Source organism: Arthrobacter mangrovi, from assembly GCF_026011795.1.
Lineage (GTDB): Bacteria > Actinomycetota > Actinomycetes > Actinomycetales > Micrococcaceae > Crystallibacter > Crystallibacter mangrovi.
Genome location: NZ_BRVS01000041.1, coordinates 1 through 15,202, shown reverse-complemented (window position 1 = coordinate 15,202; position 15,202 = coordinate 1). Strand labels below are relative to the sequence as shown.

12 protein-coding genes are annotated in these 15,202 nt (G+C 68.7%); 5 read left to right on the top strand and 7 right to left on the bottom strand.

Going from position 1 to position 15,202, the window contains the following annotated elements:
- Positions 1-141: 141 nt before the first annotated feature.
- Positions 142-348 carry a cold-shock protein gene (locus AHIS1636_RS19965; protein WP_262106141.1) on the top strand — a complete coding sequence of 69 codons (207 nt, stop codon included), beginning with the start codon at positions 142-144 and terminating at the stop codon, positions 346-348.
- Between the two features lie 96 nt (positions 349-444).
- Here AHIS1636_RS19965 and AHIS1636_RS19960 read toward each other — a convergent pair whose 3' ends face one another.
- A complete protein-coding gene (locus tag AHIS1636_RS19960; RefSeq protein ID WP_264797618.1) occupies positions 445-1,020 on the bottom strand; it encodes a TM2 domain-containing protein in 576 nt (191 codons plus the stop codon).
- Positions 1,021-1,413: 393 nt separating this feature from the next.
- Between AHIS1636_RS19960 and groL the strand changes: the two genes are divergently transcribed.
- The 3 genes from groL to AHIS1636_RS19945 all read left to right on the top strand — a co-directional run bounded on the left by groL (position 1,414) and on the right by AHIS1636_RS19945 (position 6,119).
- Positions 1,414-3,051, top strand: a complete 1,638-nt coding sequence (gene groL, locus AHIS1636_RS19955) for a chaperonin GroEL (RefSeq protein ID WP_264797617.1) — start codon at positions 1,414-1,416, stop codon at positions 3,049-3,051.
- Between the two features lie 285 nt (positions 3,052-3,336).
- Positions 3,337-4,599, top strand: coding sequence for a M20 family metallopeptidase (locus AHIS1636_RS19950; RefSeq protein WP_264797616.1), 1,263 nt, complete (start codon positions 3,337-3,339; stop codon positions 4,597-4,599).
- Complete coding sequence (locus tag AHIS1636_RS19945) at positions 4,596-6,119, top strand: MFS transporter (protein ID WP_264797615.1); 1,524 nt, start codon at positions 4,596-4,598, stop codon at positions 6,117-6,119. The genes AHIS1636_RS19950 and AHIS1636_RS19945 overlap by 4 nt, the downstream gene beginning before the upstream one ends.
- Here AHIS1636_RS19945 and AHIS1636_RS19940 read toward each other — a convergent pair.
- A complete protein-coding gene (locus tag AHIS1636_RS19940) occupies positions 6,116-7,021 on the bottom strand; it encodes a DUF4031 domain-containing protein (RefSeq protein WP_264797614.1) in 906 nt (301 codons plus the stop codon). The genes AHIS1636_RS19945 and AHIS1636_RS19940 overlap by 4 nt on opposite strands.
- Positions 7,022-7,086: 65 nt before the next feature.
- Here AHIS1636_RS19940 and AHIS1636_RS19935 point away from each other — a divergent pair, with 65 nt between their 5' ends.
- Positions 7,087-8,025, top strand: a complete 939-nt coding sequence (locus AHIS1636_RS19935; RefSeq protein ID WP_264797613.1) for a ribonuclease HI family protein — start codon at positions 7,087-7,089, stop codon at positions 8,023-8,025.
- Between the two features lie 96 nt (positions 8,026-8,121).
- Here the strand turns inward: AHIS1636_RS19935 and AHIS1636_RS19930 are convergent, their stop codons facing one another.
- The 5 genes from AHIS1636_RS19930 to AHIS1636_RS19910 form a co-directional block, all read right to left on the bottom strand.
- Entirely contained in the window at positions 8,122-8,412 is a 291-nt protein-coding gene (locus AHIS1636_RS19930; RefSeq protein WP_264797612.1) for a WXG100 family type VII secretion target, read from the bottom strand.
- 101 nt (positions 8,413-8,513) lie between these two features.
- The gene (locus tag AHIS1636_RS19925; protein ID WP_264797611.1) at positions 8,514-9,971 is read right to left on the bottom strand and encodes a sensor histidine kinase; all 1,458 of its coding nucleotides are present in this window, start codon (positions 9,969-9,971) and stop codon (positions 8,514-8,516) included.
- 2 nt (positions 9,972-9,973) lie between these two features.
- Positions 9,974-10,684 carry a response regulator transcription factor gene (locus AHIS1636_RS19920; protein ID WP_264797610.1) on the bottom strand — a complete coding sequence of 237 codons (711 nt, stop codon included), beginning with the start codon at positions 10,682-10,684 and terminating at the stop codon, positions 9,974-9,976.
- 136 nt (positions 10,685-10,820) lie between these two features.
- Complete coding sequence (locus tag AHIS1636_RS19915) at positions 10,821-12,491, bottom strand: DNA repair helicase XPB (protein WP_264797609.1); 1,671 nt, start codon at positions 12,489-12,491, stop codon at positions 10,821-10,823.
- Positions 12,484-15,156 (bottom strand): helicase-associated domain-containing protein, encoded by a 2,673-nt coding sequence (locus AHIS1636_RS19910; RefSeq protein WP_264797607.1) that lies wholly within the window; start codon positions 15,154-15,156, stop codon positions 12,484-12,486. The genes AHIS1636_RS19915 and AHIS1636_RS19910 overlap by 8 nt, the downstream gene beginning before the upstream one ends.
- Positions 15,157-15,202 lie beyond the last annotated feature (46 nt).

The window sequence follows — 15,202 nt, the reverse complement described above, 5'->3', positions numbered from 1 at the left end:
CGCGGGACCGCCGCATCATTACACCTCCATAACGTTCGATGTGCCGCGCCTCACATTCGCGTCCGGGTGCCGATAGAGTAAACGCACCTGATTGCCGGGAGCAGTGGCTGCAGGGGGAACTACTGAACTATGGAGAGCAATATGGCGCTGGGAACCGTCAAATGGTTCAACGCGGAGAAGGGCTACGGCTTTATCACCGTTGATGAGAACAAGTCGGACGTATTCGTGCACTGGTCGGCCATCCTCATGGACGGCTACCGCTCCCTCGAGGAGGGCCAGCGCGTCGAATTCGAGATCGGGGAAGGCCAAAAGGGGCCGCAGGCCGAAGACGTGAAGGTTTCTGCCTGACTGTTGAAGTACGACGGCGGCGGGCGAGGTTCCGTGGGGACCTGGCCCGCCGCTGTCGTTGCCAAAAAGCCAGCGGCCGCTGCGCCGGGAACGGTCCTACTCCTTGAGCGGCACGCCCTTGGCGTCCCGGCGGAACATCTCGGCGCCGACGAGGATCATGATGCCTTCGATGAAGCCCCAGATGGCGCCGAAGCCGAAGGTCACCAGGGTCACGGCGATCTGGGCGATGCCCAGGCCGACATAGCCCAGGTAGAAGCGGTGGATGCCGAGGCCGCCCAGCAGGATGCCCAGGAGCCCGGCGACGAGCCGCGACTTCTGCTCGGGGTAGCCTCCGTAGTAGGGCTGGCCGTAGGGCTGCTGTCCGTACTGTTGCTGGCCGTTGGCGGGCTGGGCGTAAGGCTGCTGGCCGTAGGGCGGCTGGCCGTAGGGCGGCTGGGCGTAAGGCTGCTGGTAGGGGCCGCCTGCCGGTGCCTGCGGATAGGGTGGCTGGTCCGGGGCCGGGCCGCGCCCGGCCTGTCCGTAGGCGGGCCGGGCGGGCTCCTCCTGCCCGGGCGGCGTCAGGTTGGGTTCCTGCGGCCTGCCCAGCGGTCGGGTGGGATTGGTTCCGGTGCCGGCCAGAGGTTCGGTGGGATTTTCTTCGGGTTGGTCTTGCCTGCTCGGATTCTCGGACATGTCGACGGCCCTTCACTCTGGATTCACTGGTGCTCGAATACCAATCTACGGGCCGGCGGGGTGCCAAGCCATGGGGGTCCACCCTGATCCTCCGGCCGGGGGTCCCCCGAGGTTTTGCGCGTCCGGCGAAGACCGGGTTTCGGGCGTCGCGACGGCTTGCACTCGAGGTGGCTGAGTGCTAATTATGGAGTTGGCACTCTCGCAGGCCGACTGCTAACGCGGCCGGTTCGGCGGGAGAGAGTGAAATTCCTAAGCCACTGTGGTGAGGGTCCCGGCGCGGCGTGAAGAGATCGCCGCCGCCGGAATCCGTCCGTCGCGGGCACCGCCGTGGCTAGCAACCGGGTGATTTCCGGTTGCGCCCGCTGTCTACTGTCCAGAAGGGACGATGCCGCCATGGCAAAGATCATTAGCTTCGACGAAGAGGCCCGCCGCGGCCTCGAGCGGGGTCTTAACATCCTCGCTGACGCTGTTAAGGTGACCCTCGGCCCGCGCGGCCGCAACGTGGTCCTCGAGAAGAAGTGGGGCGCTCCCACGATCACCAACGATGGTGTTTCCATCGCCAAGGAGATCGAACTCGACGATCCGTACGAGAAGATCGGCGCCGAGCTGGTCAAGGAAGTTGCCAAGAAGACCGACGATGTCGCCGGTGACGGTACCACCACCGCGACCGTGCTGGCCCAGGCCCTGGTCAAGGAAGGCCTGCGCAACGTTGCCGCCGGCGCCGACCCGCTGAGCCTCAAGCGCGGCATCGAGAAGGCCGTCGACGCCGTGACCGCCGAGCTGCTGGCTTCCGCCAAGGAAATCGAGACCAAGGAACAGATCGCCGCGACCGCATCGATCTCCGCGGGCGACCCGCAGATCGGCGAGCTGATTTCCGAGGCTCTCGACAAGGTGGGCAAGGAAGGCGTCATCACCGTCGAGGAGTCCAACACCTTCGGCCTCGAGCTCGAGCTCACCGAGGGCATGCGCTTCGACAAGGGCTACATCTCCGGTTACTTCGTCACCGACGCAGAGCGCCAGGAGACGGTCCTGGAGGATCCCTACATCCTGATCGTCAACTCCAAGATCTCCAACGTGAAGGATCTGGTTGCCGTCCTGGAGAAGGTCATGCAGTCCGGCAAGCCGCTGCTGATCATCGCCGAAGACATCGAGGGCGAAGCCCTGGCCACCCTGGTGGTCAACAAGATCCGCGGCACCTTCAAGTCCGTCGCCGTCAAGGCTCCGGGCTTCGGCGACCGCCGCAAGGCCCAGCTGGCCGATATCGCCATCCTGACCGGTGGCCAGGTCATCGCCGAAGAGGTCGGCCTCAAGCTGGAGAACGCCACCCTCGACCTGCTGGGCCAGGCCCGCAAGGTTGTCGTCACCAAGGACGAGACCACTATCGTCGAAGGTGCCGGCGACGCCGAGGAGATCGCCGGCCGCGTGGCGCAGATCCGCGCCGAGATCGAGAACTCCGACTCCGACTACGACCGCGAGAAGCTGCAGGAACGCCTGGCCAAGCTGGCCGGCGGCGTTGCAGTCATCAAGGCCGGTGCCGCAACCGAGGTCGAGCTCAAGGAGCGCAAGCACCGCATCGAGGACGCTGTCCGCAACGCGAAGGCTGCCGTTGAGGAAGGCATCGTCGCCGGTGGCGGCGTGGCCCTGATCCAGGCCGGCGCCAAGGCGTTCGCCAACCTGCAGCTCGAAGGCGACGAGGCCACCGGCGCCAACATCGTCAAGGTTGCCATCGATGCTCCGCTGAAGCAGATCGCCTTCAACGCCGGCATGGAGCCGGGCGTTGTGGTCGACAAGGTCCGCGGCCTGGAACCCGGCCACGGCCTGAACGCTGCAACCGGCGTCTACGAGGACCTGCTGGCTGCCGGCGTGAACGACCCGGTCAAGGTCACCCGCTCTGCCCTGCAGAACGCGGCGTCCATCGCCGGCCTGTTCCTCACCACCGAGGCCGTTGTCGCCGACAAGCCCGAGAAGGCCGCTCCGGCCATGCCGGGTGGCGACGACATGGGCGGCATGGGCGGCATGGGCGGCTTCTAGCCACTCCTGTCTGTCCTGCCGACAGCGCACCATAGCTGCGAGGTGCGGTTCCCGTAACGGGGGCCGCACCTTGCGGCGTTAAGGCGCCGGACGCGTTAATGCTGCAAGGCCATAGCTGCACGGACGGATGAACGAATCCGCGGGCCGCACCGCTTCGCCAAGCCCGAGGAATACCATGGGGCATGTACGGCCAACTTGATGACTCCGGGTACGCGTCCGGGGCCATCGGCAAACCCGGGCCGGAACCGGACCGGAACCGGACCGGGGGAGGGAATAGGAGGCATCATGGCGGCATCTGAGGTCCTGGCGGGCCTGGACAACGAACTCGAATGGCAGCGCGAGCTGTACCAGGATCTCCACCGGAACCCGGAACTCAGCCTGGCCGAACACCGGACCGCGGAGCTGGTCCAGGCCAGGCTCGCCGGGTTCGGCTACGATGTCCAGCGCATAGGAGGCACCGGCGTCGTCGGTATCCTCGCCAACGGGGACGGCCCCACGGTACTGGCCCGGGCGGACACCGACGCCCTGCCGGTCACGGAAGCGACCGGCCTGCCGTACGCCTCGACCGCCACCGCTGCGGACGAGAACGGCAACACCGTGGGTGTCATGCATGCCTGCGGACACGACTTCCACGTTGCCTCGCTGCTGGGTGCGGCGAAATTGATGGCCGACGGCCGCGGCCATTGGCAGGGCACCTACATCGCCCTGTTCCAGCCGGGCGAGGAAATAGGGGCAGGCGCCCAGGCCATGCTCGACGACGGCCTGACGGCGAAGGTGCCGAAGCCGGACATCGCACTGGCCCAGCACGTCATGCCGTTCGCAGCGGGCACGATAGGGACCACTCAGGGCCCCATCCTTTCCGCCGGCGACTCGGTCAAGGTCACGGTCTACGGGAAAGGGGCCCACGGCTCCATGCCGCACAACTCGGTGGACCCCGTGGTGCTGGCAGCCTCGATCGTCATGCGGCTGCAGACGATCGTGTCCCGCGAGACCAAGCCGGGCGACTTCGCGGTGCTGACCGTGGGCGCGCTGAACTCGGGCTCCAAATCCAACATCATTCCGGACCGCGCCACCCTGCTGCTGAACATCCGGACCTACGACATGGAGCTGCGCGGACGGATCATCGCTTCGATCGAGCGGATTGTCCGCGCCGAATGCGAAGCTGCCGGTTCACCGCAGCCACCGGAATTCGGCTACTACGACCAGTTCCCGCTGACCTCCAATGATGCAGCGGCCACCGAGCAGGTGACCGGGGCCTTCCGGGCATACTTCGGCGACGACGCGGTGTTCCCGATGAAGCCCGCCACCGCCTCGGAAGATTTCAGCCGGATCCCCGACGCTTTCGGGACGCCCTACACTTATTGGACCGTCGGCGGCATCGACCCCGAAACGTACCACAAGGCCGTGCAGAACGGCAGCGTCGCCCAAGACATCCCGGCGAACCATTCGCCCTTCTTCGCCCCCGTGATCGATCCGACCCTTGGCATCGCGACCCAGGCTCAGGTGCTGGCAGCCCTGTCCTACCTCGACCGGAAGGCCCTCTCATGAGCAGCACGGCCCGCCAAACCACCGCCGTCGACTGGAAACCCACCGATAAGTGGCTCCTCGGCATCGTCCTCGCGGTCATTAATTTCTGGCTCTTCGCGCAGACGCTGCTGAACGTCATCCCGGGCATCCAGGGCGAACTCGGCGTCAGCCGCACGCTGGGCAACCTGGCCGTGTCGATCACCTCCCTGTTCTCCGGTATCTTCATCGTGGTGGCCGGAGGCCTGGCGGACCGCCTCGGCCGCGTCAAGATCACGTACATCGGCATCTGGCTGAGCATCCTCGGGTCGCTGCTGATCGCGCTGACCCCCGAGAACGCCGGCGGGCTCACCGACGCGATGCTGCTCGGCGGACGCATCATCCAGGGCCTGTCCGCCGCCTGCATCATGCCTTCGACGATGGCCTTGGTGAAGTCCTACTACGAAGGGAAGGACCGGCAGCGGGCGCTGTCCTTCTGGTCCATCGGATCGTGGGGCGGCTCGGGCTTCACGGCGCTGTTCGGCGGGCTGATGGCTACCTCCTTCCTGGGCTGGCGCAGCATCTTCTGGATCTCCATCGCGCTGTCCATCCTGGCGCTGTTCCTGCTCAGAGGGACTCCGGAGTCCAAAGCCCCCGCAGCGGACACGCCGCACCGGTTCGACTGGACCGGGCTGGTCGCGTTCATCATCGCGCTGGTTTCCATCAACATCTACATCTCGCAGGGGCCCGCCATCGGGTGGCTCAGCTGGGCCGGTGTCATCCTGCTCGCGCTGTTCGTGGTGTTCCTGCTGCTCTTCTTCAAGGTCGAGACCACTAAAGCCCGCCCGTTCGTGGACCTGGCCTTGTTCCGGAACCTGACCTTCACGGGCGCCACTATCTCAAACTTCCTGCTGAACGGCGCGGCAGGCATGCTGATTGTGTCGCTGGGCCTCGTCCAGGTGGCGGCAGGCATGTCCTCGCTGCAGTCAGGGCTGCTCACGCTGGGCTACCTGATCGCGATCCTGGCCACCATCCGGGTTGGCGAAAAGCTCCTGCAGAAGTTCGGTCCGCGCCGGCCGATGATCTGGGGCAGCATGATCACCGGCGCCGGCATCCTGATGACCGCCATGACGTTCCTGCTGATCGAACAGTACGTCGTGGTATCGGTCATCGGCTTCACGCTGTTCGGCATCGGCCTGGGCTTCTACGCCACTCCGTCCACGGACGCGGCGCTGTCCAACGTCCCCGACGCGCAGGTCGGCGCGGCGGCCGGCATCTACAAGATGGCCTCGTCCCTGGGGAACGCGATCGGCGTGGCCATTTCCGCGGCAGTCTACGTGGCGGCGCAGGCGGTGGACCCGGAGATGATCCGGTCCTGGGGCCTGTTCATCGGCAACCAGGAGAACGTCGGCCTGCGTTTCGGCGGGGCGGTCGCCATCCTGTTCAACCTGTTCATGGTCGTGGTCGCGATCATTTCGATCATGCTGACAGTTCCCGTCCACCGGCCCAAGGAAGAGGAGGATGCCCGCCCGGAGGTTCCTGCCACGCCGTCGATCGGCAGCTAGCGAGGGTCCCCGGCGGGCGCTGCCGCCAGCTCGGCGGCGAGGTTGGAACGTGCCTGCTCCAGCCACAGCCTGCGGCCGGCGGCCGTCCGGTAGAGGGGATCCAGCGCCAGCAGCCGGCGCACGACGGCGGCGCGACCGGCGGCGAAGCCAGCGTCGCTGATGTGTGCATACTCCTTGCGGACGTTCCGCAGGTACCGGCCGTAGCCATCCGGCTCCTGTCCCAGGACGGACAGGTCGGCGTCGCAGAGCAGGGCGCCGGCGGTGTCTTGCGGCTCGGGCGAATGGCCCGCCGTCAGCAGCACCAGCCGGACCACCTCCTCCACCTCGGCCGCCGGAATGCCGGCAGAGGGCAGCATCCGGGCGGCAAGCTCCGCCGAATCCTGTTCGTCCCGGCCGGCCACCCCGTTGTAGACCGCGTCGTGGAACCAGGCGGCCAGCGTGACGGCACGGGGGAGTGGGCCCGGGTCTGCGCCCGCCTCCAGCAGCAGGTCGAGGCTGTCGAGCACGGACAGCAGATGCACCCGGTCGTGGTAGTGCCGGTGCTCTTCGCCCCAGCGCCGGATGAGTTCGCGGCCGGGCCCGGGGTGATCCGGCATGACGACGGCCCAGCGGGAAGACAGGGCCGTGCCCAGTTTCCCGGATCGGCGCCGGGCCGGTACCCGCAGTCCGCTCCCGATCAGCCGGCGCACGAGCTCCGCCCCGGATACTTCCTGCGCACCAAGGACCACCAGTTCCGCATACCGCTCCAGCGGCACGTCGTAGTGGTCGAGATCGAAGGCCCGCGGCGGCACGTCGGCTGCCGCGGCGAAGGCATGGAGTTCCTCCAGCGAGTCGTCGGAGACCAGATGCGAGAAACGCGTTCCATGCGCCGGCCAGCGGGGTGGATCGATCAGGATTGCCATCTACGCAAGCTTAGATCCAATACTGCTGTCCAGTACCGCCTGCGGTGATCTGAAAAGATAGGTCCATGACCATCACTGCTGCCGCCGACGGCTCCGCCCTCGGCAATCCCGGGCCCGCGGGCTGGGCCTGGTTCATCGACGAAAACTCCTGGGCAGCGGGAGGCTGGCCGCACGGAACCAACAACCAGGGCGAGCTCATGGCCGTGCTGGACCTGTTCAAGGCGACCGAGCACATCCCGCAGGAACCCCTGCGCATCCTGTGCGACAGCCAGTACGTCATCAATTGCATCACCAAGTGGATGCCGGGATGGAAGCGCAAGGGCTGGCGCAAGGCGGACGGCAAGCCGGTCCTCAATGTCGATCTGCTGCAGCAGATCGACGCCGCGATCAAGGGACGCAACTACGAATTCGAGTGGGTCAAGGGCCATGCCGGGCATGACCTGAATGAGGCCGCCGATGTGCGGGCCCGTGCGGTGGCCACCGCCTTCCAGAACGGTTCCGTCATCCCGCACGGGCCGGGGTTCGCCGGTGCCCTGCCCCGCCACGCCGAAACCAACTCGGCCGTGGCCGAATCGGCGGTGCCGGCCAAGGAGCCGCAGCTGCCGCCGTCCGAACCGGACCTGTTCTCCGCCCTCGAGGACTACGACGAGGCCGGCCAGGAGCCGGCCGAGGACATGGTCCGCCGGCTCGAGAAGGAATTGCTGGACCCCGGGACCCGCGCGGATTTCGGCAGGCTCGGCGTGCTGCTGCATCCCGACTTCGCGGAGATCGGGCAGACGGGCCGGATGTGGACCAGGGACGCCATGATCAGCTCGCTCCAGGAGGATCCCGAGACCGACGCGTCCGTGGAGTTCTTCGCCGCTGAACGGTTGGGCGAAGACAGCATCCTGCTGACCTACCGCACCAGCACGCGGACCGGGTCCGCCCTGCGCAGTTCGCTCTGGCTCAGGGACGGGGAGCAGTGGCGGCTGCGTTTCCACCAGGGGACTCCGGAACGGAACTAGCACCGCGGGTCCCTAGGGCCCCCGGCGGCAGGGGGAGCCGAAGCCTCGCAGCGGGGCGGCGTCCGGGAAACCGCCGGCCCGGCTGCCGGTCCCGGGTCAGCCCATGAACATGCGGGCGTTGGCCTCCTCCGCTTGTGCGTACTGCTGCGAGGCCTGGGCCAGGGCGGCATTGATGCTGGCCAGGGATTCCTCGACCTTCAGCTGCGTGGCCCGCCAGTCGCTGACCAGTTGCTGGAAGTTCGCGGAGGCTGAGCCGGTCCAGAGGGACTCAAGTTCGCGCAGGCCCGCCTGCATGGTGTTGACCTCGGCCTGGAGCCGGCCGATGGTGCCCTGCACGGCCATGCTCTTGGCGTTGAGGGCTTCGCTGTCTACGTGGAATACCGCCATGATCGAGTCCTTCGAAGTTGAGGCTGGGTGACACTTCGAGGCTAGGCGGGTCCCCGCCCCCGGACGAGGGGCAGGCTTCAGCTTGTGGATAACCTCGGCCGTCAGTCGATTTCGTACACGTGGTCCGGGTCCTCGGGGAATGGCTCGTACGGGATGCGGATCGACATGGTGGCCCCGCCGCCCTCCGTTTCACTGAGCCGTACCGTGCCGTCGTGCTGCGCCACGAGCGCGGCAACGATGGCCAGACCCAAGCCCGTCCCGCCCGTTTCGCGGTAGCGGGAGGTGTCCGCACGGTAGAAGCGCTCGAAGACCCGGGCGGCGTCGTCGTCGGAAATTCCGGGACCGTGGTCCCGCACCTCGATCACCGAATCCTTGCGGTCGGCGATCACCGGCTCCACGCCGACGGCGATCTCGATCGGGGAGCCGGCCGGCGTGTAGCGCAGGGCGTTGGTGACCAGGTTCGCCATCACCTGCCGCAACCGGCCTTCGTCGCCGACGACGGGGGCCGGGCGCGGTGCGGCCCCGTCCAGCCCGATCACGCTGATGTCGCGGTCGGGGGCGCTCGCACGGGCATCCATCGCGGCATCGTTGCCGAGCAGCAGCAGGTCCAGCGGCTTGGACTCCAGCGGGCGCTGCTCGTCCACGCGGGCCAGGGTCAGCAGGTCCTCCACCAGCTGCCCCATGCGCTGGGCCTCCGCCTCGATCCGGCCCATCGCGGCCTTGACGTCTTCCTCCGTCTGGAGGGCTCCGTGCCGGTAGAGCTCGGAGAAGCCCCGGATGGTGACCAGGGGCGTACGCAGCTCGTGGGACGCGTCGGCGACGAAGCGCCGCATGCGCGTCTCCGAGGCGGCCTTGGCGGCGAACGCGGTTTCGATATGGGCGAGCATCGCGTTCAGGGAGCTCGAGAGCCGTCCGATTTCCGTGGTCGGGTTGTCCACCTCTACGCGGCGGGAAAGGTCCCCGGCGGCGATAGCCGCAGCCGTTTTCTCCACCCTGGCCAGGGGCCGGAAGGCGCGCGTGACCGCAAGCCACGCAATGGCCGACGCCGACACGGTGGCAGTAAGTCCCAGCAGCAGGCTCAGCGCCGTGGCGGAGTCCACGGTGTCGTTGATTTCCTTATAGGACCGGGCGATCACGACGGTACCGCCCTGGTTGGGCAGCGCGTAGGCAAACGCCCGCCACCCCGGGCTTCCGGGGGCGGTGCCGTGGAGATCATAGATTGCGGTATCTCCTAGCCGGAGGATCTCCGGCATGGTCAATACCGGTATGACCGGTGCATCGCCCTCGACACGCGGTGTCTTCCTGATGCTGGTTCCGTCGGGCAGCAGGAGCGCACCGTAGTAGCCGCTCAGCCGCAGGTTCGCATCATCGCGGGACAGCAGCACTCCGCCCATGGTCTCCGCGTTGCTGACGAGGTTGACGTCCAGGCGCTCAACCAGGTCGCTGCGGATGAACGTGATGGTGAAGGCCGAAAGCAGGGCGATCGTGGCGGCGACGAGCACGCTGATGATCGCCACCAGCTGGGTTCGGAGCGAGACACGGTTCCACCGCTCGAGCAAGGTCAGCGCTTTTCCGACGTGCGGAGCAGGTACCCCACTCCGCGCTTGGTCTGGATCAGGGCGGGGGCGTCCGGGTTGATATCGATCTTCCGGCGCAGGTAGGAAATGTAGGACTCCACGATGGAAGCGTCCCCGTTGAAGTCGTACTCCCAGACGTGATCGAGGATCTGGGCCTTGGAGAGCACGCGGTTCGGGTTCAGCATCAGGTAGCGCAGCAGCTTGAATTCGGTCGGGGAGAGGTCGATGACCTGGCCGCCGCGGCGGACCTCGTGCGCGTCGTCGTCGAGCTCCAGATCCTCCACCTGGATGACCGCGTCGTCCTCCAGCAGCGGCTGGGTGCGGCGCAGCACGGCCCGGATGCGGGCCACGACCTCGTCGAGGCTGAACGGCTTGGTGACGTAGTCGTCGCCGCCGACGGTCAGCCCCGTGACCTTGTCCTCGGTCTCGTCCCGGGCGGTCAGGAAGACGACGGGGAAGTGCCGGCCCGCGGCCCTTAGGCGCCGGGTGACCGTGAAACCGTCCATGTCCGGCAGCATGACGTCCAGCACCGCGAGGTCCGGGTTGTGCTGCTCGGCCGCGGCGAGGGCGTCGCGCCCGTTCGCGGCAGCCACGACGTCGAACCCGGCAAAGCGCAGGGAGGTCGAAAGCAGCTCCCGGATGTTGGGTTCGTCGTCGACAACGAGCAGGCGTGCTTCAGGTCCGTTCTTCTTCACATTTCCCAGTATGCTCACAGTTTCTGGGAGTTGTCTGCACGTCAAATGGGAGCCGGCCTAGAGCCACCTTTGTGCTGCGCGCACGACGGCGGTGCCTGCGCCGGCGGCGGCCGGGGGAGCGGGCGCGGCGGGCCTACTACGCGGGGTTCGGGATGTCCTGGGCGTCCATGATCGTGTAGGCGTAGCCTTGTTCGGCCAGGAACCGCTGACGTTTGGCGGCGTAGTCCTGGTCGAGGGTGTCGCGGGCGACCACGGTGTAGAAGCGGGCGGCGCGGCCGTCCGACTTGGGCCGCAGCAGCCGGCCCAGCCGCTGGGCTTCCTCCTGGCGGGAGCCGAAGGAACCGGACACCTGGATCGCCACCGAGGCTTCGGGAAGGTCGATGGAGAAGTTGGCCACCTTCGAGACCACGAGCGTGTGGATGCCGCCGGCGCGGAATTCGTCGAAGAGCCGCTGCCGCTCCTTGACCGAGGTTTCGCCCTTGATTACGGGGGCATCGAGCCGCTCCGCGAGGTCGTCCAGCTGGTCGATGTACTGGCCGATCACAAGGAGCTGCTCCCCGCGGTGGCGGGCGGCGAGGCGCTCCACGACGTCGGACTTGGTGTCGGACGCCGCGCACAGACGGTACTTGTCGCCGTCGTCGGCCATTGCGTAGGCCACCCGCTCGTCCCGGGGCAGGTCCACGCGCACTTCCACGCAGTCCGCCGGAGCGATGTAGCCCTGCGCCTCGATGTCCTTCCACGGGGCGTCGTAGCGCTTCGGGCCGATCAGCGAGAAGACCTCGCCCTCGCGGCCGTCCTCGCGGACCAGCGTGGCGGTCAGGCCGAGCCGCCGCCTCGCCTGCAGGTCCGCCGTCATCCGGAAGATCGGGGCGGGCAGCAGGTGCACCTCGTCATAGATGATCAGGCCCCAGTCGTGGCCGTCCACCAGCTCCAAGTGCGGGTAGATCCCGCCGCGGCGCGTCGTCAGGACCTGGTACGTGGCGATGGTGACCGGCCGTACTTCCTTGACGGCGCCGGAATATTCGCCGATCTCTTCCTCGGTCAGCGTGGTGCGGCGCAGCAGCTCGTCCTTCCACTGCCGCGCGGAGACCGTGTTGGTGACCAGGATCAGGGTGGTGGTGCTGCTGGTGGCCATGGCCGCGGCGCCCACGAGCGTCTTGCCCGCACCGCAGGGCAGCACGACCACGCCGGACCCTCCGGACCAGAAATTCTCCGCGGCCACCTGCTGGTAGGGCCGCAGCTGCCAGCCGCCGGTGTCCTTGTCCGCGCCGGGGGTCTCGGTCAGCCGGATCGGGTGCGGCGTGCCGTCCACGTAGCCGGCCAGGTCCTCGGCGGGCCAGCCGAGCTTCAGCAGCAGCTGCTTGAGCTGGCCGCGCCCGGAGGAGTGCACCACCGTGGTCTCCGCGTCGATGCGCGGGCCAAGCAGGGGCTTGACCTTCTTCGCGTGCATGACCTCTTCGAGCACGGGGTAGTCGCTGGTCCGCAGCACCAGCCCGTGCTGCGGGTCCTTCTCCAGCCGCAGCCGGCCGTAGCGGGACATCGTCTCTTCGATATCGACCAGCAGCGCGTGCGGCACCGGGAAGCGCGAATAGTTCAGCAGCGTATCCAGCACCTGTTCGGCGTCCACGCCGGCCGCCCGCGCGTTCCACAGGCCCAGCGGCGTGATCCGGTACGAATGCACGTGCTCGGGGGCCCGCTCCAGTTCCGCGAATGCGGCGATGGCATGGCGGGCCTCGGTGGCCTGCTCGTGGTCCACTTCCAGCAGGATGGTCTTGTCGCTCTGGACGATCAGCGGTCCGTCAACCATCCGTTTGCTCCTTTTCGCTGCCGGTGTCCTCCACCAGCTCGATATCCATGACGCGGTGGATCGGCACGACGCGCTCGTTGCCGCGGTCCGGGTCCGCCACGCGGAGCCGGCCGCCGCCGACCGAGAGCGGCTGCAGGATCTCCCGGCTGTGGTTGCCGTGCGGATCCACGATACCCATCCGCACGCGCTTCTTCATCCGGATGGCGCGGCGCAGCGTCTCCAGCGCCAGCAGCGGCTCGGCCTCGGCCGCCCGGCCGGCACCGTCGGCGGCGGTCCCGTGCAGGAGCTCCAGTTGCGCCTGCAGGTCCTCCTCCGTGAGCCGCCACGGGTTGGTGGTGACCGCGAACGACGGCGGGGAGGTACCTTCCGTCCGGGCGCTGGGTTTGGTGTTCTCGGGCGCGGTCCCCGTACCAAGCGCCGGCACACCGTCCCGGTCCGGCGCGGGGGAGTAGCCCAGGCGGCGGAGCGAAGCCAGCAGTTCCGGGGCGCTCGCCGGGGCGGCGAGGACGGTCGGGGCGAGGCGGCGCAGCCCGAGGCCCGGGGCCCGCGGATCGGCCAGCAGGTCGTCGAGGAGCCGGGGGTCCTCGCTACGGAGGTAGGAACCGGCCGACCCGACCCGGATGGCACCGTGCCGCCCGGCCGTGTCCTCGACGAGATAGCGCAGGGGCTGCGGTACGCCGGTGGCCGAGTGCCGCTCCAGGAAAGCGAGGATCCCGGGCGCGTCCCGGCCGGCGTCGAGGGCCCTCCGGATGGAGTCCGCCGAGAACCGGTGGATGGCGGCCGGGCCCTGGCCTTCGGCGCTGGAAAGCTCCTGCAGCTGCCGTGCGACGGCCGGTTCCAGATAGCCCGGCGCCACCGCGGTCAGGTCCCCCTGCAGCATGAAATGGGCCAGCGGGGCCGGCAGCTCGGCCGCCAGCAGCTCGGCCGCGGCGGCCGGATCGTCGAGCAGCAGGGCGCCGAAGGCGGTGAGCGCGCCGGAGCCGAGCAGCCCAAGGCTCGCCGCCTCATCCAGCATGCCCGGAACCAGCCGGTCGAACTTCCGCTGCTGCCGCGGCGACTGCCAGCCCAGGTACGCGACGACCTCGCCCGGGGAAGGGGCGGGGACAGTGCCGGCCCGGTCCTGCGCTGCGGGTCGGCTGAGTTCCGCCAGGGCTGCCAGCATCCGGCGTCGCACCGGCGGCGCATCCGGTCGGGCGGCCTCGGCGGCCAGCACGTTGATCTGCGCGCCTCGCGCCGCGGCGGGGGCGGCCGCAGCCGCCTTTTCCGTTCCGCGCCGCGGCGGGGAGGCGGTGGAGCCGACCGCCGGGGTGCCCGCGAGGGACGGAGCGCGGCCGAGATCGAGCCAGGCGGTGGCCAGCAGCTGCCACTGCAGGTGCCGGTCCAGCGCCGCATAGGCCTCGGCGCCGTGCGGAACCCAGCGGGAGGTATCGACATCCAGGACCAGCAGGCCCGCGGCCGCGGCGAGTTCCAGCAGCCAGCCGGTCTCCCTGGTGCCGGCCTGCAGCTCATCCGCCAGCCGCCGGATTTCCCGGACGCCGACGCCGCCGGCACGCAGGGTCGCCACCGGCGCCCGGGCCGCCGCGCCGAGCAGGTCCGACATCAGGCGCAGCGTCTCCGCCACTGCGGAGTAGGCCGCGTTGTCCCGGATCGCAGGACGAACGGTTCCGGACGCGCCGGCACGGGATGGGCCGCCACCGGTTGCCTCCGACGCGAAGGGCAGCGGGGGACGGACGTGCCACGGGTCGGCGACTGCGCCCCCGCGGAGCAGTAACCCGACGGCCCTCGGCAGCTCCACGTGCGTGTTGTCGAGCGGCACCAGCAGGCCATGCGCCAGCAGCCAGGGCACGGGCTGGCCGGGCGGTTCCGAAGGGTCAACGGGTCGCAGCGCGTCGGGTACGGCGCCCACGGGAGAGGAGTGGAAGCGCTCCAGCAGGTCCGCCGTCTGCGCGGGAGCATCGGCCAGCAACGCGGGCCACACCCCCGGCAGCTGCAGCCAGTTTTCAAGCGCGGCCGCCGCGGCAGCGCCGTCCTCGGCAGCACGGTCTTCGGCGGCACGGTTTTCGGCGGCACCGTCCTCCGCGGCACTGTCCCTGGCCGGGCCGGCCACGCGGTGGCCGGCGGCCCGCAGCGCGGTGGCGACGGCGGCAAGCCTGCTGCCGATGGAGGCATTCAGCGACGCGAGGGCCCGGTGGCTGCGGCCCAGCGCCGCCGGATAGGGGCCGAGCACGTCCACGAGGCTTGCCAGCGGAAGGTAGGCAGGATGGGCGCCGCCGCCGTCGTTATTCTCCGCATCCTGCGCGGATGGCGGCTCTCCGTCCGCGCGCACGAGCAGGCCCAGCGCGTGGAGGCGCCGAAGGTAAGGAACCAGCTGCTCCGGGGCGATTCCTTCGGGCACAGCCAGCAACGGGGCTAGTCCGGCGGCGTCGGCTGCGGTGCCGGTGTCGACGTCGGTGGCCAGGACCAGCGCTTCCAGCAATTCCAGCTCGGGCCGGTTGAGCTTCTCCAGCGCGCGCTGCAGGCTGACGCGGGTGCAGGCGCGGGCGGCGAGGGCCGGGAAGTCCGGAACGGCAGGGAGGCAGAGATCCGGCCGGGCAAGGAACAGCTCCCGCAGCTGTTGGTTGCTGCGGGCCGCCAGATCGTGGGCCAGCGCCCGGATGGAGGACACCGTATTAACGGTACCCGCCGCAGCCTGGGGGGGTGTCCCTATGGTT

Excerpts from the sequence above, each read along its gene's own strand:
- AHIS1636_RS19950 (WP_264797616.1), top strand. The coding sequence starts at position 3,337 with ATGGCGGCATCTGAGGTCCTGGCGGGCCTGGACAACGAACTCGAATGG.
- AHIS1636_RS19960 (WP_264797618.1), bottom strand. The coding sequence starts at position 1,020 with ATGTCCGAGAATCCGAGCAGGCAAGACCAACCCGAAGAAAATCCCACC.
- AHIS1636_RS19965 (WP_262106141.1), top strand. The coding sequence starts at position 142 with ATGGCGCTGGGAACCGTCAAATGGTTCAACGCGGAGAAGGGCTACGGC.
- groL (WP_264797617.1), top strand. The coding sequence starts at position 1,414 with ATGGCAAAGATCATTAGCTTCGACGAAGAGGCCCGCCGCGGCCTCGAG.
- AHIS1636_RS19945 (WP_264797615.1), top strand. The coding sequence starts at position 4,596 with ATGAGCAGCACGGCCCGCCAAACCACCGCCGTCGACTGGAAACCCACC.
- AHIS1636_RS19930 (WP_264797612.1), bottom strand. The coding sequence starts at position 8,412 with ATGGCGGTATTCCACGTAGACAGCGAAGCCCTCAACGCCAAGAGCATG.
- AHIS1636_RS19940 (WP_264797614.1), bottom strand. The coding sequence starts at position 7,021 with ATGGCAATCCTGATCGATCCACCCCGCTGGCCGGCGCATGGAACGCGT.
- AHIS1636_RS19935 (WP_264797613.1), top strand. The coding sequence starts at position 7,087 with ATGACCATCACTGCTGCCGCCGACGGCTCCGCCCTCGGCAATCCCGGG.
- AHIS1636_RS19915 (WP_264797609.1), bottom strand. The coding sequence starts at position 12,491 with ATGGTTGACGGACCGCTGATCGTCCAGAGCGACAAGACCATCCTGCTG.